Here is a 24861-nt window from a genome sequence, read left to right as displayed (position 1 = left end):
GCTCGCGCGCGGCCTCTTCGCGGTTCACGCCGAGCTTGCTGTGCTGGATCTTCTGGTGGAGCTTGAGAATCGCGTCCATCAGCATTTCGGGACGGGGCGGACATCCGGGGAGATAAATGTCAACAGGCACCACATGGTCAACACCCTGCACAATGGCGTAGTTGTTGAACATCCCGCCGCTCGATGCGCAGACCCCCATCGAGATCACCCACTTGGGATTCGGCATCTGGTCGTAGACCTGGCGCAGGACGGGGGCCATCTTCTGGCTCACCCGGCCGGCCACGATCATCAGGTCCGCCTGGCGCGGGGACCCGCGGAAGACCTCCATGCCGAAACGGGCCAGGTCGTACCGCCCGGCCCCGGTCGTCATCATCTCGATGGCGCAGCACGCGAGGCCGAACGTGGCCGGGAAGACCGAGGCCTTCCGGACCCAGCCGGCCGCCGACTCGACGGAGGTGAGCAGGAAGCCGCTCGGCAACTTCTCTTCAATACCCATGGCTATTCTCCGCCCCTAGTCCCATTCCAGGCCGCCGCGACGCCAGACGTAGGCGTAGGCGACGAAGACGGTGAGCACGAAGAGGAGCATCTCGACGAGCCCGAAGACCCCGAGGGCGTCGAACGTGACGGCCCAGGGGTAAAGGAAGACGATCTCGATGTCGAAGACGATGAAGAGCATCGCCGTGAGGTAGTACTTGATCGGGAAACGGCCGCCCCCGGCTGGCTGCGGAGTCGGCTCGATGCCGCACTCATACGCCTCCAACTTGGCCCGGTTGTACCGTTTTGGGCCGATGATGGAGGCCATGACCACGGAGAAGATCGCGAAGCCGGCCCCGAGGCCGCCCAGCACGAGGATGGGCGCGTAGGCATTCACGTCCCCGCTCCTTCCAGTCGACGATGACTGATGACGGACCGTGCCCGGACGTGCGCCCCGCGCCACCTAGATCCTCTCCATGTGAGGCAGTTCACAAGCCCAGACTGCCCGCATCCTATGCCTCCTGGTCTGTGATCTGCGACACGGGGTTCACTCTGACCTTTGTGATCTCCGACACCAGGCGAACGATCATGAACAGGGATGAGCGGTGATCTTCTCACTCAGTAATCCCAAACGATCACCAGAAGTCACATTTTCCTGCGTTTCCGCTGGTAAACAGGGGTGCCGCACTATCAGGCGCCGACGAGCGAAGGCAAATTGGAGCTGGACCGGGGGACGTGATAGCGCCTCGCCACTCCCGCGGGTGAGCCGCGAAACACCCCGCTGACGGCGGCCGGAGGCACGTGAACGCGCGCACGAGGATTTGGACTTGAATGTCCCGAACATCCTGAATAAGGAAGATCGAAAAAGGGACAATACCACTGCTCGACAGCCAACTGTGGCGCATCACACTTTTGTTGAACGGAACCGACCGGGCCTGATACCCAAGTCTTCATGTCCCTTCAGACCTCGCATATACGCCGCCGGCGACGCGCCTCGCAGAGCCCCAACTGGGTGCGCCGCGCAGGAGTCGCCGGCGGCGTCATCGGAACGCTCGCCCTGACCGGAATGTCGTCTTCGGCGAACGCCGAGCCCTCGGCCGCCGACCCGGCGACCACGGGGAGCATCCCCGTCATCCCCGCCCTCTCCACCACCGCCACCGCCGCGGAGGCCGCTGACGCCATCGACGAGACCGTCGTCGAACAGCAGCTGGACGCCGCCCGTGCGGAGGCCCGCACCGAGGCCATGAAGGCCGCCCAGAAGAAGAAGGCCGCCGCCGACGCGCGCGACCGCGCCGCGGCCAAGGCCGCCAAGGCGCGCGAGACCGCGACCGCGTCGCGCTCCGCCGGACGCACCGCGCTGGCCTCCTCCTCCAGCGCGACGGGCAGCGTCGCCTCCGTCATAGGCTTCCTGAAGGCCCAGGTCGGCAAGCCGTACGTCTACGGCGCCACGGGTCCCAGTGCGTACGACTGCTCCGGTCTCACCCAGGCCGCCTTCCGCACCATCGGCGTCGAGCTCCCGCGCACCTCGCAGGCGCAGTCGACCTTCGGCACCCAGATCTCCGTGAGCGCGGTCCAGCCGGGCGACCTCGTCTTCTGGGGCGGAGCCGGCTCCGCCTACCACGTGGCCGTCTACATCGGCGGCGGGCAGTACCTGGACGCGGCGAACCCGAGCAAGGGCGTCGTCATCCAGCAGATGTCCAACTACATGCCGACGTCCGCCGTCCGCGTGCTCTGATCACGCGCCCCGTCCCCACGGAGGCCGCCGGCCCGCACCGGGCCGGCGGCCTCCTCCGTTCCGCCCCCCGTGCGGTCCTCCGTGCCCCGGACAGGACCCGCGCACGCGTGCGCCGGGCCACCCGGCGCCCTCCTCCCCCGCCGCCGCGAGGGGGCGCCGCCGCACCGCGCCCCGCGGCAGGCGCCCGCAAACGAAAGTCCGGCCCCGCCGCAAGGAGACGTACCGCACACGGGGCCGGACGACCGGGGAGCCCCGTCCGGGGCTCACGGGCCGGAGCCGGCTCCGCCGTGGCGGGGGAGCGGGCTCCGGACGCCGGGTTCATCGACGGTGGCAGTCACGGCCCCCGCTGTGCCAGACCCTGACCCATTGGCCCGGCGTGCGGACCCACTTGACGCGGCCGTGGCTGGACACCCGCACCAGGCGTCCGGGACGGTACTCCAGCTTCCAGGAACCCTGCCCGATCGAGCACTGCCCCTGCCGGTCGCCCCGGCGGTCGTCGTCGCGGCGGTCGTCACCCCGGCGGTCGTCGTCGCGGCGGTCGTCGTCGCGGCGGTCGTCGCCCCGCCGGTCATCACCCCGCCGGTCGTCGCCCTGGCGGTCGCCCGGGCGGTGGTCCGTGGGGGCCGCCGAGGCCGGGCCGGCGGCGAGCACGCCCCCTCCGGCGAGCAGGACCGATGCGGCCGCGGCGGCCAGGACCTGGTGTATGCGCGTGCTCATGACTGCACCCTTCTCTTGATCACGGATCCCCGAGCAGTGATCAAAAGTATGAGCACAACGCCTCAAATCCCGCATTTCGGGCGCGAGCTGACTCCGGGGCAGGCGCATCTGACATCGATGTCAACGACATCGATGTCAGAGGATCGGCGATCCGCCCGGCCCACGCCCCTTCCCACCGTCCCGTGTCAACCGGGTCCCGCGACGGCGGAGTTCGCCTTCCCGGCCGGCGGGCCGCGACGCCGGCCGGGGCAACGGGCGCCATGGGGAGGGGAGTTCGCCCCTGGGGCGGGCCGGCGCCGGTCAGCCCAGGCGGGCGTCGAGCGCTTCGAGGTCGTCGACGAACCAGGTGCGGTCGCCGCGGTTGCACTCGCGGACCAGGTCGCGAAAGGCCGTACTGGCCGCGGTGTACGCCGAGACGTCACCCACGACGGCGAGCCGGATGCGGTAGTTGACGAACTTCTGCAGGATCTCCCCCGCCAGCCCGGTGCGCAGGGCGAAGAACCGCTCGTCGAACCGGCCGACGGGCACGGCCACCACCTCCGCCCGGGAGAAGGCGGATCCGATCACGTCGAGGGCGTCCTGGACGCCGGAGATCCTCGCGCCCTCCTCGCCGCAGACGAGGACGGGCACGCCCCCTCGCTCGGTCACCACGTCAGCCACGGCCCGCCTCCGGGTCCTCGGTGTGCTCCTCCGGGAACATGTCGTTCTCCCCTCCCAGGACGCCGTCGACGGTGCGCAGGACGTCCGCCGTCGCCGCGGCGCCGCCGAGCACCACGACCTTCAGCCGCGAGCGCTCGTCGTCGTACGCCGTCCGGACCCGGGCCAACTCGTGGGGGTCCCGCGCCATCTGGGCGCCGGCCACGAGCAGGGTGCTCAGACGGTCCGCTGCGGCCGCCCCGATGCCGTCGACCTCGACGATGGCCGAGACCTCCACCCGGTGCCGGGCGGCGGCGGCCGGCGCACCGGTGAGTGCGTCCAGGTCGGCCCGGGCGACGCGGTACTGCTTGCCGATGCGCACGGCCTTCAGCCGGCCGTCGCGGATGTAGCCGCGGACCGTGCGCACGTGCAGGCCGAGCCGGTCCGCGACCTGCTCGACGGACAGCCACTCCCTCTCCATGGATACGCATCCTACCCTGTGAAGGTAACGATAGGGATGTTTGCGGATACCCTCTCGTGATGTGACGGCAGGAAAAAGCCGCGCCGGCCCGTACAGCACGGGCCGGCGCGGCTAGCGGATGCCGGGGCGTCAGGAGCGCGGCGCCACCTTCGACAGACCGTTGATCACGCGGTCCATCGCGTCGCCGCCCGACGGGTCGGTGAGGTTCGCCAGCAGCTTCAGCGTGAAGCGCATCAGCATCGGGTGCGTCAGGCCGCGCTGGGTCGCCAGCTTCATGACCTTCGGGTTGCCGATCAGCTTCACGAAGGCCCGGCCGAGCGTGTAGTAGCCGCCGTAGGTGTCCTTGAGGATCCGCGGGTACGACTGGAGCGCCAGCTCCCGCTGGGCCGCGGTGCCGCGCGCGTGCGCCTGGACGATGACGTCGGCGGCGATCTGGCCGGACTCCATCGCGTAGGCGATGCCCTCGCCGTTGAACGGGTTGACCAGGCCGCCCGCATCGCCGACCAGCAGCAGGCCCTTGGTGTAGTGCGGCTGGCGGTTGAAGGCCATCGGGAGCGCCGCGCCGCGGATCGGCCCGGTCATGTTCTCCTCGGTGTAGCCCCACTCCTCGGGCATCGAGGCGCACCAGGCCTTCAGCACCTCACGCCAGTCCAGCTCCTTGAAGGAGGCGGAGGTGTTGAGGACGCCCAGGCCCACGTTGGAGGTGCCGTCGCCCATGCCGAAGATCCAGCCGTAGCCGGGCAGCAGCCGCGGGTCGCCCGGGACGCGCCGGTCCCACAGCTCCAGCCAGGACTCCAGGTAGTCGTCGTCGTGCCGCGGCGAGGTGAAGTACGTGCGGACGGCCACACCCATCGGGCGGTCCTCACGGCGGTGCAGGCCCATCTGGAGGGAGAGCCGGGTGGAGTTGCCGTCCGCGGCGACCACCAGCGGCGCGTGGAAGGTGACCGGGGTCTTCTCCTCGCCCAGCTTGGCCTCGACGCCCGTGATGCGGCCGGTGCGCTCGTCCCGGATCGGGGCGCCCACGTTGCAGCGCTCGTACAGCCGGGCACCGGCCTTCTGCGCCTGGCCGGCGAGGAGTTCGTCGAAGTCCTCGCGCTTGCGCACGAGCCCGTAGTCGGGGAACGAGGCCAGGTCGGGCCAGTCCAGCTGCAGCCGGACCCCGCCGCCGATGATGCGCAGGCCCTTGTTGCGGAGCCAGCCGGCCTCCTCGGAGATGTCGATGCCCATCGCGACCAGTTGCTTGGTCGCCCGGGGCGTCAGGCCGTCGCCGCACACCTTCTCGCGCGGGAAGGCGGTCTTCTCCAGCAGCAGGACGTCCAGTCCCGCCTTCGCCAGGTAGTAGGCCGTCGTCGAACCGGCGGGCCCGGCACCCACGACGATCACATCGGCGCTGCGTTCCGAAGCGGCGGTCTCGGTCACGGTGCTCCTCGCTGCTCTGGGCTGATGCGGGCCTGTCTGCGACCAGCCGGCGGCGGCCGGACCGGACCCGTGCAGTCTATGTGGCCGCTTTTGCGCGCGGGCCGGGCGCCCCGGCTTAGCGCACCGCGCGGTGCAGTGCCACGATGCCGCCCGACAGGTTGCGCCACGCGACCTTCGACCAGCCGGCCTTCTGCAGTCGCGCGGCGAGGCCGGGCTGGTCGGGCCAGGCCCGGATGGACTCGGCGAGGTAGACGTACGCGTCGGGGTTGCTGCTGACCGCGCGGGCGACCGGCGGCAGCGCCCGCATCAGGTACTCGGTGTAGACCGTGCGGAACGGCGCCCAGGTGGGGTGGCTGAACTCGCAGATGACGACCCGGCCGCCGGGACGGGTGACCCGCAGCATCTCGCGCAGCGCGGCGTCGGTGTCGTGGACGTTGCGCAGCGCGAAGGAGATCGTGACGGCGTCGAAGACCCCGTCGGCGAACGGCAGCCTGGTCGCGTCGCCCGCGGTGAGCGGGAGGAAGGGGTGGCGGCGCTTGCCCTCCCGCAGCATGCCCAGGGAGAAGTCGCAGGGCACCACGTGGGCGCCCGCCTCGGCGAAGGGCAGGGAGGAGGTGCCCGTGCCGGCGCCGAGGTCCAGCACGCGCTCGCCGGGACGGACGGCGAGGGCCTGTGCGACGACCTTGCGCCAGCGGCGGTCCTGGCCGAGCGACAGCACGTCGTTGGTCAGGTCGTAGTTGGCCGCGACGTCGTCGAACATCGCGGCGACTTCGTGCGGCTGCTTGTCCAGGGAGGCTCGGGTCACGCCCCCCATTCTTCACCCGGCGGCCCCGCGTCCCGCGCAGGGGCCCTGGCTACCGCCACGGGAGGCCGGGCGGGATCCGGGGCGAGCGCCCGCGCGGAGCACCGCCCGGGGCCGTGCGGCGGTCCGTCGGGCCGGCTGGTGGGGGGTGGGCGGGTGGGCCCGTCAGGCCCTGCGGTGCAGGAGCCGGCCGCCGACGACGGTGGCGAGGCAGGCGCCCTGCTCGTCGAAGACGGCGAAGTCCGCCCGGACGCCCGGTTCCAGGGGCGGGGCCTGGCGGGCCGGCAGCAGCCCGCTGCGGTCCAGGGCGGAGCGCAGCGCGGGGTCGGCCGGGGCGGTGGCGACGGCGGTGACCCCGCGCAGCAGCAGGGCGTGCACGCGTTCGCGCGGGGTGGGCGCCTGCGGGAGCCCGCCCTCGTGGGTCAGGCCCGGACGCAGCGCTCCCGGCCAGCTCCGGACACGGGCGCCCGGGTGGGCCGCCCGTAGCGCGTCGAGCGGGCCGACGGCGGCGAGGAGGCCGCCGTCCACCAGCAGGGCCGTGCCGTCGGTCCCGGAATGGATCGTCAGCATCGGCGGCGTCAGGAGGTGCTGAGCAGCTTCAGCTCCGGGTGCGCCGTGCCGCCCTCGATGGCGGTCGACGACAGGTGGGAGACGACGTGGTCGTCGACCGGGTCGTTCGCCGGGTCGTCGTGGACGACGAGGTGCTCGTAGGTGGTGGCGCGCTGGGCGGGGACCCGGCCGGCGGCGCGGATCAGGTGGATCAGCTCCATCCGGTTGGAGCGGTGCTTGGCGCCGGCCGAGGAGACCACGTTCTCCTCCAGCATCACCGAGCCGAGGTCGTCGGCGCCGTAGTGCAGCGACAGCTGGCCGACCTCCTTGCCGGTGGTGAGCCAGGAGCCCTGGATGTGGGCGACGTTGTCCAGGAAGATCCGCGCGATGGCGATCATCCGCAGGTACTCGAAGAGCGTGGCCTGCGTGCGGCCCTTCAAGTGGTTGTTCTCCGGCTGGTAGGTGTACGGGATGAAGGCGCGGAAGCCGCCCGTACGGTCCTGGACGTCACGGATCATGCGCAGGTGCTCGATGCGCTCGGCGTTGGTCTCGCCGGTGCCCATGAGCATCGTGGAGGTCGACTCGACGCCGAGGTTGTGCGCAGCCTCCATGATCTCCAGCCAGCGCTCGCCGCTCTCCTTCAGCGGGGCGATCGCCTTGCGGGGCCGAGCCGGCAGCAGTTCGGCGCCGGCGCCCGCGAAGGAGTCCAGGCCCGCGGCGTGGATGCGGGTGATGGCCTCCTCCACCGGCACCTTGGAGATGCGGGCCATGTGCTCGACCTCGGAGGCGCCGAGGGAGTGGATGACCAGCTGCGGGAAGGCCTGCTTGATGGCGCTGAAGTGCTTCTCGTAGTACTCGACGCCGTAGTCGGGGTGGTGGCCGCCCTGGAACATGATCTGGGTGCCGCCGAGTTCGACGGTCTCCGCGCAGCGGCGCAGGATGTCGTCGAGGTCGCGGGTCCAGCCCTTGGCGGTGTCCTTGGGCGGGGCGTAGAAGGCGCAGAACTTGCACGCCGTCACGCAGACGTTGGTGTAGTTGATGTTGCGCTCGATGATGTACGTCGCGATGTGCTCGGTGCCGGCGTAGCGGCGGCGGCGTACGGCGTCGGCGGCGGCGCCGAGGGCGTGCAGGGGCGCGGAACGGTAGAGGTCGAGCGCCTCCTCGGGCGTGATGCGGCCGCCGTCGGCCGCACGGTCGAGGACGGACTGCAGGTCGGCGTTCTCGCTCACCGGGGCATCCCTTCCGGGGGTCGTGACGGACGCGCCCAGCCTACGCCAGGGGGTCAGCCGCCCTGCTTCCTGAGGTCCCCTTCCGGCTGACCGGCCAGGGAGTCGCCCGAGCGGTAGTGCAGCGAGCCGTCCGCGTTGAGCGTGAACCGCTCGTCGGCCGAGCCGTCCGAGCAGACCCCGGGATGCGGGTTGGTGCCGCCGCTGGTGTCGAGCACGATGCTCTTGTCCGTGGCCTCGGCGAGCTTCCAGTCGCCGCTGCAGTCGTAGGACTGGCCGAGCAGGTCCAGCACGCTCTTGTCCCGCCCGACGACCGCGCCGACCTTGCCCTCGCGGAGGGTGATCTCCATCGTCCCCGGCACGCCGTGGGCGGTGACGGTGTCGCCCTTCCACGTACCGACGAAGGCCTTGGGGAGTTCGTCCAGCCGCGGTTCCGAGGCCGGAGGCGAGGACGGGGACGTGGCCGAGGACGTGGCCGAGGACCCTGTCGAGGACCCGGAGCCCGCGCTCTGCGAGGGGGTGCGCTCACCGCCCTTGGCCTGGTCCGCGTCGTCGCCGAGCCCCGGCAGCACGAGCGCCAGGGTCACGGCGGCCGCGGCCAGCAGGATCCCCGTCGCGGCCAGCGCGGCGGCGCGGCCGCGGCGCCGGCCCGGGACGGGGGCGGGCGGGGGCGTGGCGGCGAACGGCGGCGCGTCCTGGGGCTCGGTCAGCGAGGGCGGCGGCCCGAACGACCCGTACGAGGGGTGCGAACCGTACGAGCCGTAGCCGCCGCCCGGCCCCCCGGCGGTCCCCCCGGTGATCCCGACGGGGGGACCGCCGACCGGGCCGTTCGAGCCCAGGGGCGGGGTCGGTTCGAGGTCGAGCAGCTCGACGGCCTGCCTCCCCAGGCGCTCCGTCAGCGGGGACGGCAACCAGCCGGCCCGCACCAGCGAGGCGGCGTCGCCGCCGGCCGTCAGCAGTTCGGCGAGCCGGCGGGGCGTCGGGCGCACCGAGGGGTCCTTGGCGAGGCAGGACTCCGCGATCCGGCGCAACTCATCGGGCATGCCCTCGAGTTCGGGCTCCTCGTGGGCGACCTTGTAGAGCAGGACGGCCGCGCTGTCCCCGGTGAAGGGGCCGCGGCCGGTCGCAGCGAAGGCCAGCACCGCGCCGAGGGCGAAGATGTCGGCCGCGGGGCCGGTGGGTCTGCCGGTGACCTGCTCGGGCGCCATGTAGCCGGGCGATCCGACGACGACCCCCTTGCTGGTCAGCGCGGCCGTGGCGTCCATGGCACGGGCGATGCCGAAGTCGATCAGCACGGGACCGTCGAGCGAGAGCAGCACGTTGGACGGTTTGATGTCGCGGTGCACCAGCCCCCGTTCGTGCACGGCCTCCAGCGCCTCGGCGAGTCCGGCGCCCAGCGCCCGTACGCCCTGCGGGGCCAGCGGCCCGAAGGTGGCGACGGCCTCGGACAGGGCGGGACCGGCGACGTAGCGGGTGGCCACCCACGGCACCGGCGAGTCGGTGTCGGCGTCGAGCACCGGCGCGCTCCACGCACCGCCGACCCGGCGCGCCGCGTCGACCTCCCGCTGGAACCGGGTGCGGAACTCCAGGTCGTCCGCGAGCTCCGAGCGCACCACCTTCACGGCCACCGTCCGGCCGCCGGGGCTGCGCCCCAGGTAGACCCGGCCCATCCCGCCGGCCCCCAGCCGGCCGAGGAGGCGGTACGGGCCGATCGCCGGGGGGTCGTTCGCTTGCAGGGGCTGCATCTGCGCGCCTCTCGCCGGTGCGGAAGGTCAGTGGAGTTGTACCCGTGGCCGCCGTGGTCACCCCAGCCGGGGCCGTCGCCGATCGTAGTGGGCCCGCGGGTCGGGCCCGGGCCGGCGGCGGGCTGCCGCCGGCCGTGCGGATCAGCCCCCGGCGCCCAGCAGTTCGACGCGCGCCTGCGCCGGGAAGCCCACCCGGCGGGCGAACTCGGCGATGCCGGTGAGCTGCTCGGGGCCGAGCGAGAAGTCCAGGGTGGTGAAGTAGCGCCGGAGGGTGCCGGCGTCGAAGGCCTCCCAGCGGGCGGCCTGTTCGGCGACCTTCTCCACCTCCTCCATGCTCAGGTCGCGGGAGGCGAGGAAGGCCTGGTGCACCTCGTGCACCACGCCGGGCAGGGCCTCCAGGTAGTCGCGGCGGGCCGCCCAGACGGCGAAGACGAAGGGCAGCCCGGTCCACTCCTTCCACATCAGCCCGAGGTCGTGGACCTCCAGGCCGAGCCGCGGCGCGTCGTGCAGCGAGGCGCGCAGCGCCGCGTCCCCGATCAGGACGGCCGCCTCGGCCTCCTGCATCATCAGCGAGAGGTCGGGCGGGCACGTGTAGTACTCGGGTTCGACCCCGTACTGCTCGGCGAGCAGCAGTTGGGCCAGGCGGACCGAGGTGCGGCTGGTGGAACCGAGGGCGACCCGGGAGCCGTCGAGCGCGCCCAGCGGCACCTGGCTCACGATCACGCAGGACATCACCGGCCCGTCGCAGCCGACGGCGATGTCCGGGAGTGCGATCAGCTCGTCGGCGTTCCGGAGGTACTCCATGAGGGTGATCGGGCCGACGTCCAGGTCCCCGGAGACGAGCTGGGCGCTGAGCTTCTCGGGCGTGTCCTTGGTCAGCTCCAGGTCGAGCAGGGCACCCGTTCGGGCGAGCCCCCAGTAAAGGGGTACGCAGTTCAGGAACTGGATGTGCCCGACGCGGGGCCGGGCCCGGCGCACACCACCGGCGGAGGGAAGAGGCGCAGATTTGTCCACATCAGGAGGCTAAACCCCCGCCCCCGGGATCTTGCGGCGGGTACCGGCCTCCCACGCCGGGCCGTCGCGGTCCGGCACCGCGTCCACGCCGCGTTCGCGCGTCCCGCGGCACGGCTGAAAACCGATCTTGTCGCTCTTCCCCGCCGCAGATGCTCCGTGCTACTGTCGTCGCAAGTTGCAGTTTGGTTTCCCTTGCAGTACAGAGCCTGCGGAGCATGTGACCGCGGGCTTTTGTAGTTTTCAGACTTCTTGCAGTGCGCAGGGCAGGTTCTGGAGCAGGGCAACCCTTTGGCCCAAGGAGGGCTTATGGCTACCGGAACCGTCAAGTGGTTCAACGCCGAGAAGGGCTTCGGCTTCATCGCCCAGGACGGCGGCGGCCCCGATGTCTTCGTCCACTACTCGGCGATCAACGCCTCCGGCTTCCGTTCGCTGGAGGAGAACCAGGCGGTGACCTTCGACGTCACGCAGGGTCCGAAGGGCCCGCAGGCCGAGAACGTCTCCCCCGCCTGATCGCGGACTGACACGTCTTACCCAACGAGCAGCACCCAAGGAGCCCCGCACGGTCGTGCGGGGCTCCTGCCTTTGCAGGGGCCCCGGTCAGAACGCAATGCAAAGCGCCTCGATCTCCTGTGCGAATTCGGCGGCGACGACCGCCCGGCGCGGTTTCCTGGACGCGCTGAGATGCCCCGACCGCTGAATTCGACGGGGAGCGCGGCGAAACGGCCTGGGGACTCGGCACGGTAAACGGTGGAATGCGCGTCGTCCATGGCCGAGTGAAGGCCGGCCGGCAGTTCAGCGTCGGAGAGCAGGGCGCCCGGTCGGGCCCCGGCCCTGTGGCGCATCCGCTTCCGGCGCTCACGCCGGGGCTGTTACTTTCGGTAACCTCACGTGCAGGCAGACCGCCCACCGACCGCTCACCGACCCGCGCGGGAACCCACGATGCCCCTGCTCCTCACCCTCGCCCGAGGCGTACTGACCGGCCTCGGCAAGCACCCGGCCGCCGACACGCCGCTGCCCGCCGGTCACATGACCGCGCAGGACGTCCGGGTGGACCCCCGGCGGCTCGCCGCGTACGCCGAGGTGTGCGGCTTCCCCCCTGCGGAACGGCTCCCGCTGACCTACCCGCACGTCCTCGGCTTCCCGCTCGCCGCCCGGCTGATGGCCCGGCGGAGCTTCCCGCTGCCGTTGCTCGGCCTCGTGCACACGTGGATCGAGATCGTCCAGCGGCGCCCGCTGCTGCCCGGCGACCGCCCCGACATCACCGTGCACGCCGATCAGTTGCGCGCCCACCGGCGCGGCGTGGAGGTCGTGCTCGTCACCGAGGCGTCCGTCGGCGGGGAGGTCGTCTGGCGCGACCGCAGCGGCTACCTCGCACGGACCCGCGCGGGCGGTACGGGAGGCGGGGCCCCGGTCGGCGGTGGCACCACGGCCGCCGAGGGGGCGGAACTGCCCGCCGTGGCGCAGTGGCGGCTCCCCGCCGGCCTCGGGCGCCGGCACGCCGCCGTGTCGGGCGACTGGAACCCGATCCACGTCCATCCGCTGACCGCGCGGCCGCTCGGCTTCCCCCGCGCCATCGCCCACGGGATGTGGACCGTCGCGCGCTGCGCCGCCGAGGCCGTGCCCGAGGACGCCGAAACGGTCACCCTGCGGGCCGAGTTCAAGGCCCCCGTCCTGCTGCCCGCCACCGTCACCTACGCGGCCTCGGCCCCGGACCCCTCCCGGCCGGGCGAGGGAAGGAGCTTCGCCGTCCGCTCCGGGGACCGGATCCATCTCACCGGGACCGTCGGACCCTAGGGTCCAGGCGCGGGCGAGCGGGGCGGCGGTGTGCGTCCCGGCCTCCGGTGTGTCAGCCGCGCTGCGCCGCCGCACGCGAGGCGTCGTCCGCCTCGTCCTCCTGGGAGGCGCTGGCGGCGAGGTTGGCCTTCGTGCGCTCCACGCGCGCGGCGACCTGCACGGAGGCCTCCTCGCGCACCCCGCGCAGCACGACGAAGCTGAGCGGCGCGCTGATCACCAGCGCGAGCAGCATCACCCACAGCAGGTTGGAGTCGCCGAGGCCGGCGGGCAGCACGTGGACGTAGACCAGGCCCCAGATCACCAGGAAGCAGGCCGCGAACAGGCCGAGACGCATCAGGGAGTAGCGCAGCATGGGGCTCGGCTTCCAGCTCACGGTCGTAGCCACTTCCTTCGTTCCCTCGTTCCGGCCTGCGGGAGGTACCGGACGTACCCGTATCAGTGAAGCACGGGCCCGGAAGGGTCAGGTCAGCGGGAGCCACATCGTGATGTCGTCACGGTCGTCACCTGCGGCGACGCGTATCGCCGCGGGGACACGCCCGACCTCCTTGTAGCCGGCCGAGGCGTAGAAGCGCTCCAGACCCATGCCGCCGCGGCAGGTGAGCTTCAGCCCCTCCAGTCCGAGGTCGCGGCCGGCCCGCTCCGCCGCCTGCAGCAACTCCGCGCCGTTCCCGCGGCCCTGCAGGGACGGGTCGACCATCACGGTGTACAGCCAGGCCCAGTGCCTCATCAGGCGGTGGGTGTTGAAGGTGAGGAAGGTCGAGGCGGCCAGCCGGTCGCCGTCGAAACCGGCGACCATGTGCGCCCTGCCCCCGGACAGTGCCGCGTAGTGCCGTTCCGCCTCGAGGGCGACGTCGGCCCGGTCCACGGGCGCGACGAAGCCGACGGCGCCGCCCGCGTTGCTGACGTCGGTCCACAGGGAGACGAGCTGTTCCCGCAGTTCGGGGGTGAGCTCGGGGTCGAGGGTGAAGCGCAGTGCCATGGCGCACACCCTAGGCATCGAGGCTGACACCGATCGACGGGCGTTCGGCCGCCGGACGACATCGGGGTGAAGGGGAGTCCTCGGCGCCCCCGCGTGCGCCCCGGGGCCGGAGATGTGCGCTGGGCGTGGGGGGGGGGGGGGGGGGGGCCCCCGCCCCCCCCCCCCCCCCCACGCCCGGGCTCACAGACGCATCGGCTGCGGCGACTCGCGGCGCGCCGCGTCGGGACCCGGGTACTCACGGATGATCTCGTACCGGGTGTTGCGCTCGACCGGACGGAAGCCCGCGTCCTGGATGAGCTCCAGCAGGTCGTCGCGGGTGAGCTTGTTGGGCGTCCCGTAGTTGTCGGCGTCGTGCGTGATCTTGTACTGGACGACCGAGCCGTCCATGTCGTCCGCGCCGTGCTGCAGCGCGAGCTGGGCGGTCTGCACGCCGTGCATGACCCAGAACACCTTCACGTGCGGCACGTTGTCGAACAGCAGCCGGGAGACCGCGAAGGTCTTCAGCGCCTCGGCGCCGCTGGCCATCGTGGTGCGCGCCTGGAGGGTGTTGCGGACCTTGCCGTCCTTCAGGTCCACGAAGTCGTGCTGGTAGCGCAGCGGGATGAAGACCTGGAAGCCGCCGGTCTCGTCCTGCAGCTCGCGCAGCCGCAGCACGTGGTCCACCCGGTGCCGGGGCTCCTCGATGTGCCCGTACAGCATGGTGCACGGGGTCTTGAGGCCCTTCTCGTGCGCCAGCCGGTGGATGCGCGACCAGTCCTCCCAGTGGGTGCGGTGGTCGACGATGTGCTGCCGCACCTCCCAGTCGAAGATCTCGGCGCCGCCGCCGGTCAGCGACTCCAGGCCCGCCTCGATGAGCTCGTCCAGGATCTCGCTCGCGCTCAGCCCGGAGATCGTCTCGAAGTGGTGGATCTCGGTGGCGGTGAAGGCCTTCAGGGAGACGTCCGGCAGCGCCTCCTTGAGCGCCTTCAGCGAGCGCGGGTAGTAGCGCCACGGCAGCGTCGGGTGGAGGCCGTTGACGATGTGGAGCTCGGTGAGGTTCTCGCCCTCCATCTCCTTCGCCAGCCGGACGGCCTCCTCGATGCGCATCGTGTAGGCGTCCTTCTCCCCCGGCTTGCGCTGGAAGGAGCAGTACGCGCAGGAGGCGGTGCAGACGTTGGTCATGTTGAGGTGACGGTTGACGTTGAAGTGGACGACGTCACCGTTCTTCCGCGTCCGCACGTGGTGGGCGAGGCCGCCCAGCCAGGCCAGATCGTCGGACTCGTAGAGGGCGATGCCGTCCTCGCGGGTCAGCCGCTCACCCGCGTAGACCTTCTCCTCCAGCTCGCGCTTGAGCCCCGCGTCCATCGCCCGCCTCGCCTTCACCATCCGTAATCGACCCTCCGACCTTACGCCTAGATGCTCTCGGGAAGTTCCCCGACCCGGTTCTCCCACTTCGTGGAGAGCACGATGGTGGTGCGGGTCCGGGCGACGCCCTTGGTGCCGGACAGCCGGCGGATGGTGTGCTCCAGGCCGTCCACGTCGGGGACGCGCACCTTGAGCATGTACGAGTCGTCGCCGGCGATGAACCAGCAGTCCTCGATCTCGTCCAGGTCGCGCAGCCGGGTCGCCACGTCCTCGTGGTCGGCGGCGTCGCTGAGCTGCAGGCCCACCAGCGCGGTGACCCCCAGGCCGAGCGCCGCGGGGCGGATCGTGGCGCGGTAGCCGGTGATGACACCGGCCTGCTCCAGCCGGTTGATCCGGTCGGTGACGCTCGGTCCGGACAGGCCCACCAGCCGGCCCAGCTCGGCGTACGAGGCCCGGCCGTTCTCACGGAGGGCCTGGATGAGCTGCCTGTCCACCGCGTCCATCAGACTGGACCCCTTCATTCGTGCCGCGACTGCGCTGTCAGGACAAGAATCTAAGGCATGAACGGGGATGTGCCCTGCGCATCAATCCGCGGCCGCCCCGTCGACCCCGGCCCCGGCGGCCCCCAGCTCGCCCTCCCAGCGGCGGTACAGCTTGTGCGGCACCCGTACGGCGTCCAGCGCGCGGCCGGCGACGAAGTCGACCAGGTCCTGGATGTCCCTGGCCCCGGCGTAGAAGGCGGGCGAGGCCGGCAGCACCACGGCGCCCGCCTCGTCCAGCGCGACCAGGTGCCGCAGGGTCTGCCCGCCCAGCGGCGTCTCCCTCACCGCGACCACCAGCGGCCGGCGCTCCTTCAGGGTGACGCTCGCCACCCGCTGCAGCAGGTCCTTGGAGAGCCCGAGGGCGACGCCCGCCACGCAGGCGGTGCTCGCCGGCACGATCAGCATCCCCTTGACCGGGTACGAACCCGAGCTCGGCCCGGCCGCGAGGTCCCCGGCGGACCAGTGGCGCACCCGGCTGAGATCGGTCTCGAACCGGTCCGTGGTGCCGTCCGCGCCGCGGGCCAGCCAGCGGGCCAGGTCCTCGCGCCAGTGTGCGTCCCGGAAAGGCGACCCGGTCTCGTCCAGGACGGTGAGCCGGGCGGCCCGGCTGACCACCAGGTCCACCGCCTCGCCGGCGTGCAGCAGCGCCCGCAGCACCGCCGCGGCGTACGGCGTCCCGGAAGCCCCGGAGACCCCGACCACCCACGGTGTCCCGCGTTCGCTGTCGTCCATGCCGCGAGCCTATCCGGCCACCCGTGGCACCACCCCGGCCGGTCCGGCTGGGCGGAATGGACGAGTGGGCCCGGGAACCGCCGCGGACGCCGTCGTCGTTGTCTACCGTGAGGGGAGCCCGGCCGGACCGGCGGGCGGTCCACCACCACGAGGGGGGGCCTGTGGCGTACGAACCCATCGCCGGCCATGACGCCGGTGACGCCCGGCGGCGTGTCCGCGGCGACGCCGCTCCGGGAGAGCGGGCGAAGACGGCCGCGGCGATCATGTTCATCTGGGTGGGGCTGCTCTGGCTGATCGAGTGCGTGGACGTGATGACCCATCACGCGCTCGACACCTTCGGGATCGTGCCGCGGCAGATCGGCGAACTGCGCGACATCATCCCCGCCGCGTTCATCCACTTCGGCTTCGACCACGTCGCCGCCAACAGCCTGCCGCTGCTGGTGCTGGGCTTCCTCGCGGCGCTGCGCGGCACGACCCGCCTGCTGAGCGTGGTGTTCGTCATCGTCATGGCGAGCGGCGGCGGGGTCTGGCTGGTGGCGCCGCCGCACACCAACACCGCCGGCGCCTCCGGCGTCGTCTTCGGCCTGTTCGGGTACCTGCTGGTGCGCGGCTTCGTCGACCGGCGCCTCATCGACATCGCGGTCGGGCTGGTCGTCGCGGTGGCGTACGGCTCGATCCTGTGGGGTGTCCTGCCGACCGCGCAGGGGGTCTCCTGGCAGGGCCACCTCTTCGGCCTCGTCGGCGGCGTCGTGGGCGCCTTCCTCTTCCGGGACCGCCCCGCCGACGGGCTGATCAGATGAGGCCGTAGGATCCGGGGACCAAACGACGGGGGGCGGTTCTCCATGACCGATTTCAGCAAGCACGACGACGTACCGCCGCGGGACACCGTGCCGCCCGTGCCACCGCAGCCGGGTCCGGCGCAGGGGCCCCACGCCATGCCGTCGCCGCCCCCGCCGTACCCACCGCCCGCACCGCCGCAGCCCCCCTACGGCTACGGCTACGGCCACCCCCAGGGGCCGCTGCCGTACCCGCCCCCGCCGCTGCGGCCGCCCACCACGCCGGCCATGTGGGCCCACCTGGGCGCGCTGCTCACCGTGGTGGCGGGCAGCAGCATGTGCTGCCTGGGCTGGGCGCTGGCCTGGGTGACCCCGCTGGTCATCCGCTCCAACGAGCGGAACAAGCACGACCCCTTCATCCGGCACCACGCCGCGCAGGGGATCAACTACGGCATCACCGCGGCCATCGCGGGCCTCCTGGCTTTCGTCGGCTACGGCGGCGGCATCGCCGCCGTGGCCGCGCACGAGAACGGCGGACCGGTCTGGCTGCCCTTCGTGGCCTTCGGCCTGATGGCCCTGGCCGCGCTGCACCTCCTGACCGGGGTGATCTTCTGCATCATCGGCAGCACCAAGGCCAACGGCGGTCAGTGGTGGAGCTACCCGAAGTTCATCGCCCTGCCGTTCGTGCGCCGCTGACCGGGCGCGACCGCGCCGGGCGCGGGGGCGTCACACGCCCAGGCCGCGCACCGCGAGGTCGAGCAGGGCGCACAGGAACAGCGCCATCCCGATGAAGCCGTTGACCGTGAAGAACGCCCGGTTGAGCCTGCTGAGGTCGCCGGGCTTCACGATGCTGTGCTCGTAGACGAAGGCACCGCCCACGATCAGCATGCCGACCCACCAGAAGGCCCCGGCGCCGACCGCCAGTCCGTACCAGACGAGCAGCACGGTCGTCACCACGTGGCTCACCCGCGCCCCGTACAGCGCGCCGTCGACGCCGAAGCGGGCGGGCACCGAGCGCACCCCGTGGGCGCGGTCGGCGGCGACGTCCTGGCAGGCGAAGATCAGGTCGAAGCCGCCGATCCACACGCCCACCGCGAGGCCGAGGACGACGGCGTCCCACGACCAGGAGCCGGAGACCGCGAGCCAGGCGCCGACCGGGCCCATGGCCTGGGCGAGGCCGAGGATGGCGTGCGGGTAGTCCGTGAACCGCTTGCCGTACGGGTAGACCACCATCGGGACCACCGCGATCGGCGCCAGGGCCAGGCACAGCGGGTTGAGCAGCGCGGCGGCGCCCAGGAAGAACACCACGGCGATCAGCGCGCCGGTCCACGCCGAACGCACGGACACGGCGCCGGTGACCAGTTCGCGTCCCGCGGTGCGGGGGTTGCGGGCGTCGATCTCGCGGTCGATGATCCGGTTGCAGGCCATCGCGAAGGTGCGCAGGCCCACCATGGCGACGGTGATCAGGAAGAGCTGCCACCAGTGGACGGACCGGTCCTGCGCGAACATCGCGCTGAGCGCGGCGATGTAGGCGAAGGGCAGGGCGAAGACCGAGTGCTCGATCATCACCAGCCGCAGGAACGCCCGGACCTTGCCGTCCGGGCGCGGGGAGGGTCCGAAGAGGTCCGGAGTCGCGGATTCGGCGCTCACAGGCCGTACTCCTTCCAGCGGCGGTCGACCTTCGCGGCGGTCTCCGGGTCGGAGAGCACCATCTCGGGCCAGCCGCCGTCGCGGGTGTAGCCCTCCTCGGGCAGCTTCCGGGTCGCGTCGATGCCTGCCTTGCCGCCCCAGAACTGCTGGTAGGAGGAGTGGTCGAGGTGGTCCACGGGACCTTCGACCACCGACAGGTCACGGGCGTAGTCGGTGTTGCCCAGCGCCCGCCAGGCGACCTCGTGCAGGTCGTGCACGTCGCAGTCGGCGTCGACCACGACGATCAGCTTGGTCAGCGACATCATGTGCGCACCCCAGATGGCGTGCATGACCTTCTGGGCGTGCTTCGGGTACTTCTTGTCGATCGAGACGATCGCGCAGTTGTGGAAGCCGCCCGCCTCCGGCAGGTGGTAGTCCACGATGTCCGGCACGATGACCTTCAGCAGCGGGAGGAAGAACCGCTCGGTGGCCCGGCCCAGCGGGCCGTCCTCGGTCGGCGGCCGGCCCACCACGATGGACTGCAGCAGCGGCCGGCGGCGCATCGTCACGCAGTCGATGGTCAGCGCCGGGAAGGGCTCCTGCGGGGTGTAGAAGCCCGTGTGGTCGCCGAACGGTCCCTCGGGCAGCATCTTCCCGGGCTCCAGCCAGCCCTCCAGGACCACCTCCGCCTGGGCGGGCACCTGCAGCGGCACCGTCTTGCAGTCGACCATCTCGACGCGCCTGCCCCCGACGAAGCCGGCGAGGAGGTACTCGTCGATGTCGCCCGGCAGCGGCGCGGTGGAGGCGTACGTCACGGCGGGCGGACAGCCGAACGCGATGGCCACCGGGAGCCGTTCGCCGCGCCGCTGGGCCACCTGGTAGTGGTTGCGGCTGTCCTTGTGGATCTGCCAGTGCATCCCGATGGTGCGGCGGTCGTGCCGCTGCAGCCGGTACAGGCCCAGGTTGCGGACGCCGGTCTCGGGGTCCTTGGTGTGCGTCAGGCCGAGGTTGAAGAAGGAGCCGCCGTCCTCGGGCCAGGTGAACAGGGCCGGCAGCGCGTCCAGGTCGACGTCGTCGCCGGTGAGGACGACCTCCTGGACGGGGGCGTCCTTCACCTTCTTCGGCGGTACGTGCGTCATCCCGGCGAGCTTGCCGAAGGCCTCGCGGACGCCGACGAAACCGTGCGGCAGCTCCGGCTTGAGCAGCCCGCCGATGCGGTCGCCGATGTCGGCGTAGGACTTCAGGCCGAGCGCCTTGAGCAGCCGGCGGTCGGTGCCGTACACGTTCATCGCCAGGGGCATCGTGGAGCCCTTGACGTCCTCGAACAGCAGCGCCGGGCCGCCCGCCTTGTTGACGCGGTCGACGATCTCACCGACCTCGAGGTACGGGTCGACCTCTGCCGTGACGCGCTTGAGGTCCCCCTCCTTCTCCAGGGCCCTCAGCAGCGAGCGAAGATCGTCGTAAGCCATGCGGTCCAGTATCCGGCACGCACTACCCTGGACCCGTCACCGGGGCCCTGCCGCGCCCCGCCGTCGCTGCCTGGGGGGCACTCCCGCGATGATCCGGTACATCCCGTTCCTGCTGGTGCTGGCGTTGTGGATCTACGCCTTCATCGACTGCCTCAACACGCCCGAGGAGCAGGTCCGCGGCCTCCCCAAGGTCGTGTGGGTCATCGTCATCCTGCTCTTCGGCGAGGTGCTGATCGGGCCGATCGCCTGGCTGGTGGCCGGCAAGCACCGCACCGCCCCGGCCGGCGGCAGCACGCCCGCGGAGTGGCACCGCAACCACCGCACGCAGTGGGTCGCCCCGGACGACAACCCGGAGTTCCTGCACTCGCTGCGCGAGGAGAACAAGAAGGACGAGCAGCTGCTGAAGAGCTGGGAGGCCGACCTGCGCCGCCGCGAGGAGGAGCTGCGGCAGCGCGAGAACGGCCCCGCCGACGGCCAGGACAACCAGCCCCGCGGCTGATCCTGCGGGACACTGGGCGTCATGGACGACGCGCAGGCGATGCTGGCGACCGCCGTCGCCGAGGCCCGGGCGGGCCTCGCGGAGGGCGGGATCCCGATCGGGGCGGCCCTGTACGGCCCGGACGGCCGCACGGTGCTGGGCCGCGGCCGCAACCGCCGTGTGCAGGACGGCGATCCGTCGATGCACGGCGAGACGGCGGCCTTCCGGGCGGCCGGGCGGCAGCGCACCTACCGCGGGACGACGATGGTGACCACCCTGTCGCCGTGCTGGTACTGCAGCGGCCTGGTCCGGCAGTTCGGGATCTCCCGTGTCGTCATCGGCGAGGCCCGCACCTTCCACGGCGGCCACGACTGGCTGGCCGAGCACGGCGTGGAGATCGTCCTGCTGGACGACCCGGAGTGCGTCGCCCTGATGACGGAGTTCACCGCGGCCCGCCCCGAGCTGTGGAACGAGGACATCGGCGCATGATCCCCACCATCGACCTCGGTCCCTGGCTCACGGGTGACGCCGCCGGCCGCACCCGCGTCGCCGCCACCGTCGACGAGGCGCTGTGCTCGGCCGGCTTCCTGCTGGTCACCGGGCACGGCGTCGACCCGGGACTGCGCGCCGCGATCCGGGAGGCCGCCCGCGGTTTCTTCGGGCTGCCGGCCGCCGTCAAGGAGCCGTACGCGGTACGGGTCGGGGGCCGCGGCTGGCTGGGCCCGGGCGCGGAGGCCAACGGCTACGCGGAGGGCACGGCCACCCCGCCGGACCTGAAGGAGTCCTGGTCGTTCGCCGCCGAGGAGCCGACCGGTGACCCGGCGGTGGACGCCGAGTGGTTCCTGCCGAACCTCTGGCCGGCCGAGGCGCCGCGGCTGCGCCCGCTGGTGGACGCGTACGTGACGCACATGCGCGCTCTCTCCGACCACCTGCTGGAGCTGCTGGCCACCGCCCTGGGCGGGCCCGCGGACCTCTTCACCCGGCACACCCGCCACCCCACCTGGGGCTTCAACATCAACTGGTACCCGGGCACCGACGTGGTCGGACCGCCCGAGCCGGGCCAGTTCAGGATCGGCCCGCACACCGACTTCGGCACGGTCACCGTGCTCGACCGCCAGCGGGGCAAGGGCGGGCTCCAGGTGCACACCGACGAGGACGGCTGGCAGGACGCCCCCTGGGAGCCGGACTCCTTCACCGTCAACATCGGCGACCTGATGGCCCGCTGGACCGGCGACCGCTGGCGTTCCGGGCGGCACCGCGTGCTGCCCCCGCCGGCCGACGCCCCGGCGGAGGAGCTGATGTCGCTGGTGTGGTTCTACGAGTGCGACCCCGGCACCCGCGTCACGCCGCTGCCCGCGCCCGTCGGCAGGCACGCGTACGAGCCCGTGGACTCGCACGCGTACCTGCGGGCGAAGCTGGACGCCATCGGCCTGGGCTGAACCCCGGCCGGGGCCGGACGCCGGGCCTCAGACGCCGGCGTAGGAGTGCTTGCCGGTGATGAAGATGTTCACGCCGTAGTAGTTGAACAGGAAGCAGGCGAAGGCGAGCAGCGCCAGGTAGGCGGCCTTGCGGCCCTTCCAGCCGGCGGTGGCGCGGGCGTGCAGGTAGGCCGCGTAGACCACCCAGGTGATGAAGGACCAGGTCTCCTTGGGGTCCCAGCCCCAGTAGCGGCCCCAGGCCGCCTCGGCCCAGATCGCGCCGGCGATGATCGTGAACGTCCACAGCGGGAAGACCATGGCGTTCACGCGGTACGCGAACTTGTCCAGGCTCGCGGCCGACGGCAGGCGGTACATGATGTTCGCCCAGGTGCCCTCGGCGGTGCCCGAGGCCGCGAGGCCGGTCTCGTAGCGGTCGCGGAAGAGGTAGAGCACGTTCGCCACCGCGCCCAGGTAGAGCACCGCGCCGGAGATGATGGCGCAGGAGACGTGGATCCAGAGCCAGTAGGAGTGCAGCGCCGGGACCAGCTGGTCGCTGTCGGTGTAGAGGACCGAGACGGCGAGGCCGAGGTCGAGCAGGACCGTGGTGGTCAGGAAGAGCCCGATCCAGCGGACCTTCTTGCCCAGCAGGAGCAGCACCAGGTAGGCGGTGACCGCCGTGGCGCCGAAGGTGGTGGAGAACTCGTACATGTTGCCCCAGGGGGCGCGCTGCACCGAGAAGGCGCGCGCCGCCACGGCGGCCACGTGCAGCGCCCAGGCCAGCACGGTCAGGGACACCGCGATGCGGCCGTAGAGGTCGCCCTGCTCGGTGTCGCCGGCCGCGCCGGGGCCGTCGGCGAAGCCGCGGTCACTGGCGGAGGCCCGGGTGACGACCTTGGGACGCGCCAGGGTGGCGGTGCCGCCGCCCTGCTTCACGGTCACGGTGACCGCGGGCGCGGACCCGGCGGCGCCGGGGGCGAGCGCGGCGGAGGTCTTGGCGACCTTGCTGCGGCTGCCGAAGACCCACTCCGCGATGTAGGCGAGGAAGGCCAGCGTGTAGACCGCCATCGCCGAGTAGATCAGGTAGTTGCTGAGGTGGGCGACGTTCTCGTTGACCGCGGCAGCGATGGTCACGCGCGCGCTCCTTCGTCATCGGGCAGGGGTTCTTCTGAGGGTTCGGGGTCCGCTTCGGGCAGCGGCGGGGCCGTGGCCGTGAGGTCGGCGGCGAGCTCGCCGAGCTCGTCGGCGATCCGGGCCGACTCGCTGCGGCCGAGTCCGGCCAGCTCGACGACGGTGACACCGTCCGCGCCGCGCACCGCGCGCACCCAGACCCGGCGGCGCTGGATGAACAGCGATCCGGCCAGGCCGAGGATGGCGGCGACGGCACTCACCAGCGCCCAGCCGTTGCCGGCCTGGTGGGAGACCTGGAAGGTGGCCCAGGTCCTGACGCCGTCGAAGGTGAGCGAGCCGTCGCCGTCGGGCAGCGCGAGCGTCTCCCCCGGCTTCATCGCCTTGCTCACGATCCGGCCGTCGGCGTCCTTGAACTGCTTCATCTTGTCGGTGTCGAGCTGGTACACGTTCTGCGGCAGTCCGGCGTCCACGCCCAGGTCGCCGTGGTAGGCGGTGAGGATCAGCGCCGGGTAGTCCAGGGCCGGGAAGGACGAGTGCGGGCCCTGCTGCGCGTTCAGCGCGAAGGTCGGGGTGAACAGACCCTGGAAGCCGTACTGGGTCTTCTTGTCGGCGTGGTCGCGGACGTCCATCGCCTTGATCACGCCGACCGAGGTCTGGTTGCCGTCCTGCGGCAGGAACGGCACCGGGCCCTGGAAGACGACGTTGCCCTGACCGTCCTTGACGGTGACGACGGGCGCGTAGCCGTGGCCGATCAGGTAGACCTTGGTGCTGCCGACCTCCAGCGGCTCGTTGACCTCGATCGCGGACTTCGTCTGCTTGCCGCCGGGGCTCGTCCAGTAGCGGATGTTGGCGCGGAAGGTGCGCGGGGTGCCCTTCTGCGGGCCGCTGCGCGCGTACGAGGCGGTGAAGCCGTCCAGCTTGAAGCCGAATGTGTCCAGGTCGTCCGCGTCGTAGAAGGTGCCCGGCTTGAAGTCGTCGTACTGGGTGAGCGTGTTGTTGAAGCCGTCGCCCTCGACGATCAGCTTCCCGCCCTCGGCCTTGAACAGCCCGCCCACCGCGAAGGAGATCAGCAGGCCGAACAGCGCGATGTGGAACAGCAGGTTGCCGGCCTCGCGCAGGAAGCCCTTCTCCGAGGCGACCGCCGTACCGGTGACCTGGGTGCGGAAGCGGCGGCCGCGGAGCGCGCGCCGGGCGGCGGCGAGCACCGCGTCCGGCTCGGCCTCGGTGCGCCAGGTCGCGTACGCCGGGAGCCGGGTGAGGTTGCGCGGGGCGGCCGGCGGCCTGGCCCGGAGCTGGCCGACGAACTGCCAGCTGCGCGGGACGATGCAGCCGGCGAGCGAGACGAACAGCAGGATGTAGATCGCCGAGAACCACACCGAGCTGTAGACGTTGAACAGCCCGAGCTTCTCGTAGAGCGGCGCCAGGGTGGTGTGGGCGTCCTTGAAGGCCTGCGCCTTGATCTCGTCGACGCTGGTCTGCGGCACCAGCGAACCGGGGACGGCGGCCAGCGACAGCAGGAAGAGCAGGATCAGCGCCACCCGCATGGAGGTGAGCTGGCGCCAGGTCCAGCGCGTCCAGCCCCACACCTCGCGCCCGGTCCAGGCGAGTCCGCCGGCCGTACCCGGTCTGCGGACGCCGCCGAAGGAGCCGGGCACGACCTGGCCGAGGTCCTCGACGGGCGCGGTCGACAGCTGTGCGCCGGCCGCGCCGAGGTCGGCACCGGCGTCCGCCGCCGCGTCGGGGGGTGCCCCGGCGGTGTCTTTGGAACTCATGG

General features: G+C 71.9%; 28 protein-coding genes. 8 read left to right on the top strand and 20 right to left on the bottom strand.

The genetic code is table 11. The features are described from left to right. Together ACFV3E_RS08240 and ACFV3E_RS08235 are read right to left on the bottom strand one after the other, a co-directional pair. Positions 1-496, bottom strand: a 496-nt coding sequence (locus tag ACFV3E_RS08240; RefSeq protein WP_500534024.1) for a NuoB/complex I 20 kDa subunit family protein, incomplete at its 3' end; no start/stop codon positions are given. A 15-nt stretch (positions 497-511) separates the two neighbouring features. After that, complete coding sequence (locus ACFV3E_RS08235; protein ID WP_089226370.1) at positions 512-871, bottom strand: NADH-quinone oxidoreductase subunit A; 360 nt, start codon at positions 869-871, stop codon at positions 512-514. Positions 872-1426: 555 nt separating this feature from the next. Here ACFV3E_RS08235 and ACFV3E_RS08230 point away from each other — a divergent pair. Continuing rightward, positions 1427-2209, top strand: coding sequence for a C40 family peptidase (locus ACFV3E_RS08230; protein ID WP_500534023.1), 783 nt, complete (start codon positions 1427-1429; stop codon positions 2207-2209). A 318-nt stretch (positions 2210-2527) separates the two neighbouring features. Here the strand turns inward: ACFV3E_RS08230 and ACFV3E_RS08225 are convergent, their stop codons facing one another. The 9 genes from ACFV3E_RS08225 to ACFV3E_RS08185 form a co-directional block, all read right to left on the bottom strand. Next, a complete protein-coding gene (locus ACFV3E_RS08225; RefSeq protein WP_500534022.1) occupies positions 2528-2926 on the bottom strand; it encodes a hypothetical protein in 399 nt (132 codons plus the stop codon). A 300-nt stretch (positions 2927-3226) separates the two neighbouring features. Then, entirely contained in the window at positions 3227-3586 is a 360-nt protein-coding gene (locus ACFV3E_RS08220) for a DUF4180 domain-containing protein (RefSeq protein ID WP_500534021.1), read from the bottom strand. Continuing rightward, a complete protein-coding gene (locus ACFV3E_RS08215) occupies positions 3579-4043 on the bottom strand; it encodes a helix-turn-helix domain-containing protein (protein ID WP_500534020.1) in 465 nt (154 codons plus the stop codon). The genes ACFV3E_RS08220 and ACFV3E_RS08215 overlap by 8 nt, the downstream gene beginning before the upstream one ends. Positions 4044-4172: 129 nt before the next feature. Next, positions 4173-5462: a geranylgeranyl reductase family protein gene (locus ACFV3E_RS08210; protein WP_499513331.1), complete on the bottom strand. Its 1290-nt coding sequence runs from the start codon at positions 5460-5462 to the stop codon at positions 4173-4175. A gap of 115 nt (positions 5463-5577) precedes the next feature. Next, positions 5578-6267, bottom strand: coding sequence for a class I SAM-dependent methyltransferase (locus ACFV3E_RS08205; RefSeq protein WP_499513330.1), 690 nt, complete (start codon positions 6265-6267; stop codon positions 5578-5580). A gap of 162 nt (positions 6268-6429) precedes the next feature. Further along, positions 6430-6834 (bottom strand): imidazolonepropionase-like domain-containing protein, encoded by a 405-nt coding sequence (locus ACFV3E_RS08200; protein WP_500534019.1) that lies wholly within the window; start codon positions 6832-6834, stop codon positions 6430-6432. Between the two features lie 8 nt (positions 6835-6842). Continuing rightward, entirely contained in the window at positions 6843-8042 is a 1200-nt protein-coding gene (gene mqnC, locus ACFV3E_RS08195; RefSeq protein ID WP_500329493.1) for a cyclic dehypoxanthinyl futalosine synthase, read from the bottom strand. Between the two features lie 53 nt (positions 8043-8095). Then, a complete protein-coding gene (locus ACFV3E_RS08190) occupies positions 8096-9784 on the bottom strand; it encodes a serine/threonine-protein kinase (RefSeq protein ID WP_500534018.1) in 1689 nt (562 codons plus the stop codon). Positions 9785-9925: 141 nt separating this feature from the next. After that, positions 9926-10798 (bottom strand): menaquinone biosynthetic enzyme MqnA/MqnD family protein, encoded by an 873-nt coding sequence (locus tag ACFV3E_RS08185; RefSeq protein ID WP_500534017.1) that lies wholly within the window; start codon positions 10796-10798, stop codon positions 9926-9928. Between the two features lie 306 nt (positions 10799-11104). On the opposite strand from ACFV3E_RS08185, the gene ACFV3E_RS08180 reads away from it, so the two are divergent. Both ACFV3E_RS08180 and ACFV3E_RS08175 read left to right on the top strand, forming a co-directional pair. Then, positions 11105-11308 carry a cold-shock protein gene (locus ACFV3E_RS08180; RefSeq protein WP_354796699.1) on the top strand — a complete coding sequence of 68 codons (204 nt, stop codon included), beginning with the start codon at positions 11105-11107 and terminating at the stop codon, positions 11306-11308. Between the two features lie 429 nt (positions 11309-11737). Beyond that, positions 11738-12592, top strand: a complete 855-nt coding sequence (locus ACFV3E_RS08175; RefSeq protein ID WP_500534016.1) for a MaoC/PaaZ C-terminal domain-containing protein — start codon at positions 11738-11740, stop codon at positions 12590-12592. Positions 12593-12644: 52 nt separating this feature from the next. Here the strand turns inward: ACFV3E_RS08175 and ACFV3E_RS08170 are convergent, their stop codons facing one another. The 5 genes from ACFV3E_RS08170 to ACFV3E_RS08150 all read right to left on the bottom strand — a co-directional run bounded on the left by ACFV3E_RS08170 (position 12645) and on the right by ACFV3E_RS08150 (position 16189). Beyond that, positions 12645-12944 (bottom strand): DUF4229 domain-containing protein, encoded by a 300-nt coding sequence (locus ACFV3E_RS08170; RefSeq protein ID WP_500534116.1) that lies wholly within the window; start codon positions 12942-12944, stop codon positions 12645-12647. A gap of 108 nt (positions 12945-13052) precedes the next feature. After that, positions 13053-13571 carry a GNAT family N-acetyltransferase gene (locus ACFV3E_RS08165; RefSeq protein ID WP_500534015.1) on the bottom strand — a complete coding sequence of 173 codons (519 nt, stop codon included), beginning with the start codon at positions 13569-13571 and terminating at the stop codon, positions 13053-13055. Between the two features lie 180 nt (positions 13572-13751). After that, positions 13752-14915, bottom strand: coding sequence for an aminofutalosine synthase MqnE (gene mqnE, locus ACFV3E_RS08160; RefSeq protein WP_500534115.1), 1164 nt, complete (start codon positions 14913-14915; stop codon positions 13752-13754). Between the two features lie 47 nt (positions 14916-14962). Continuing rightward, positions 14963-15418, bottom strand: coding sequence for an Lrp/AsnC family transcriptional regulator (locus ACFV3E_RS08155; protein WP_499513321.1), 456 nt, complete (start codon positions 15416-15418; stop codon positions 14963-14965). An 81-nt stretch (positions 15419-15499) separates the two neighbouring features. Continuing rightward, a complete protein-coding gene (locus ACFV3E_RS08150) occupies positions 15500-16189 on the bottom strand; it encodes a UbiX family flavin prenyltransferase (RefSeq protein WP_500534014.1) in 690 nt (229 codons plus the stop codon). A 263-nt stretch (positions 16190-16452) separates the two neighbouring features. On the opposite strand from ACFV3E_RS08150, the gene ACFV3E_RS08145 reads away from it, so the two are divergent. Further along, positions 16453-16989, top strand: a complete 537-nt coding sequence (locus ACFV3E_RS08145) for a rhomboid family intramembrane serine protease (protein ID WP_500534114.1) — start codon at positions 16453-16455, stop codon at positions 16987-16989. Positions 16990-17031: 42 nt separating this feature from the next. Beyond that, the gene (locus ACFV3E_RS08140) at positions 17032-17661 is read left to right on the top strand and encodes a magnetosome magnetite crystal formation protein family (protein ID WP_500534013.1); all 630 of its coding nucleotides are present in this window, start codon (positions 17032-17034) and stop codon (positions 17659-17661) included. A 30-nt stretch (positions 17662-17691) separates the two neighbouring features. Here ACFV3E_RS08140 and mqnP read toward each other — a convergent pair whose 3' ends face one another. Then, entirely contained in the window at positions 17692-18615 is a 924-nt protein-coding gene (gene mqnP / locus ACFV3E_RS08135) for a menaquinone biosynthesis prenyltransferase MqnP (RefSeq protein ID WP_500367335.1), read from the bottom strand. After that, positions 18612-20063, bottom strand: coding sequence for a menaquinone biosynthesis decarboxylase (locus ACFV3E_RS08130; RefSeq protein ID WP_500534012.1), 1452 nt, complete (start codon positions 20061-20063; stop codon positions 18612-18614). Before ACFV3E_RS08130 ends, mqnP begins: the two co-directional genes overlap by 4 nt. A gap of 88 nt (positions 20064-20151) precedes the next feature. On the opposite strand from ACFV3E_RS08130, the gene ACFV3E_RS08125 reads away from it, so the two are divergent. Genes ACFV3E_RS08125 through ACFV3E_RS08115 form a run of 3 tightly spaced genes read left to right on the top strand, consistent with a single transcriptional unit; the run spans position 20152 to position 21980 of the window. Then, positions 20152-20562 (top strand): PLD nuclease N-terminal domain-containing protein, encoded by a 411-nt coding sequence (locus ACFV3E_RS08125; RefSeq protein WP_499513316.1) that lies wholly within the window; start codon positions 20152-20154, stop codon positions 20560-20562. Between the two features lie 21 nt (positions 20563-20583). Continuing rightward, entirely contained in the window at positions 20584-21030 is a 447-nt protein-coding gene (locus ACFV3E_RS08120) for a nucleoside deaminase (RefSeq protein ID WP_500534011.1), read from the top strand. After that, the gene (locus tag ACFV3E_RS08115) at positions 21027-21980 is read left to right on the top strand and encodes an isopenicillin N synthase family dioxygenase (RefSeq protein WP_500534010.1); all 954 of its coding nucleotides are present in this window, start codon (positions 21027-21029) and stop codon (positions 21978-21980) included. The genes ACFV3E_RS08120 and ACFV3E_RS08115 overlap by 4 nt, the downstream gene beginning before the upstream one ends. Before the next feature lie 27 nt (positions 21981-22007). Here ACFV3E_RS08115 and ccsB read toward each other — a convergent pair whose 3' ends face one another. Together ccsB and resB are read right to left on the bottom strand one after the other, a co-directional pair. Beyond that, positions 22008-23090: a c-type cytochrome biogenesis protein CcsB gene (gene ccsB / locus ACFV3E_RS08110; protein WP_500367342.1), complete on the bottom strand. Its 1083-nt coding sequence runs from the start codon at positions 23088-23090 to the stop codon at positions 22008-22010. After that, positions 23087-24859 carry a cytochrome c biogenesis protein ResB gene (resB, locus tag ACFV3E_RS08105; RefSeq protein ID WP_500534009.1) on the bottom strand — a complete coding sequence of 591 codons (1773 nt, stop codon included), beginning with the start codon at positions 24857-24859 and terminating at the stop codon, positions 23087-23089. Before resB ends, ccsB begins: the two co-directional genes overlap by 4 nt. Between the last annotated feature and the right edge of the window lie 2 nt (positions 24860-24861).

The sequence above is a fragment of the Streptomyces sp. NPDC059718 genome (assembly GCF_042733315.1).
Lineage (GTDB): Bacteria > Actinomycetota > Actinomycetes > Streptomycetales > Streptomycetaceae > Actinacidiphila.
This window is presented reverse-complemented; position numbering and strand designations above follow the sequence as displayed.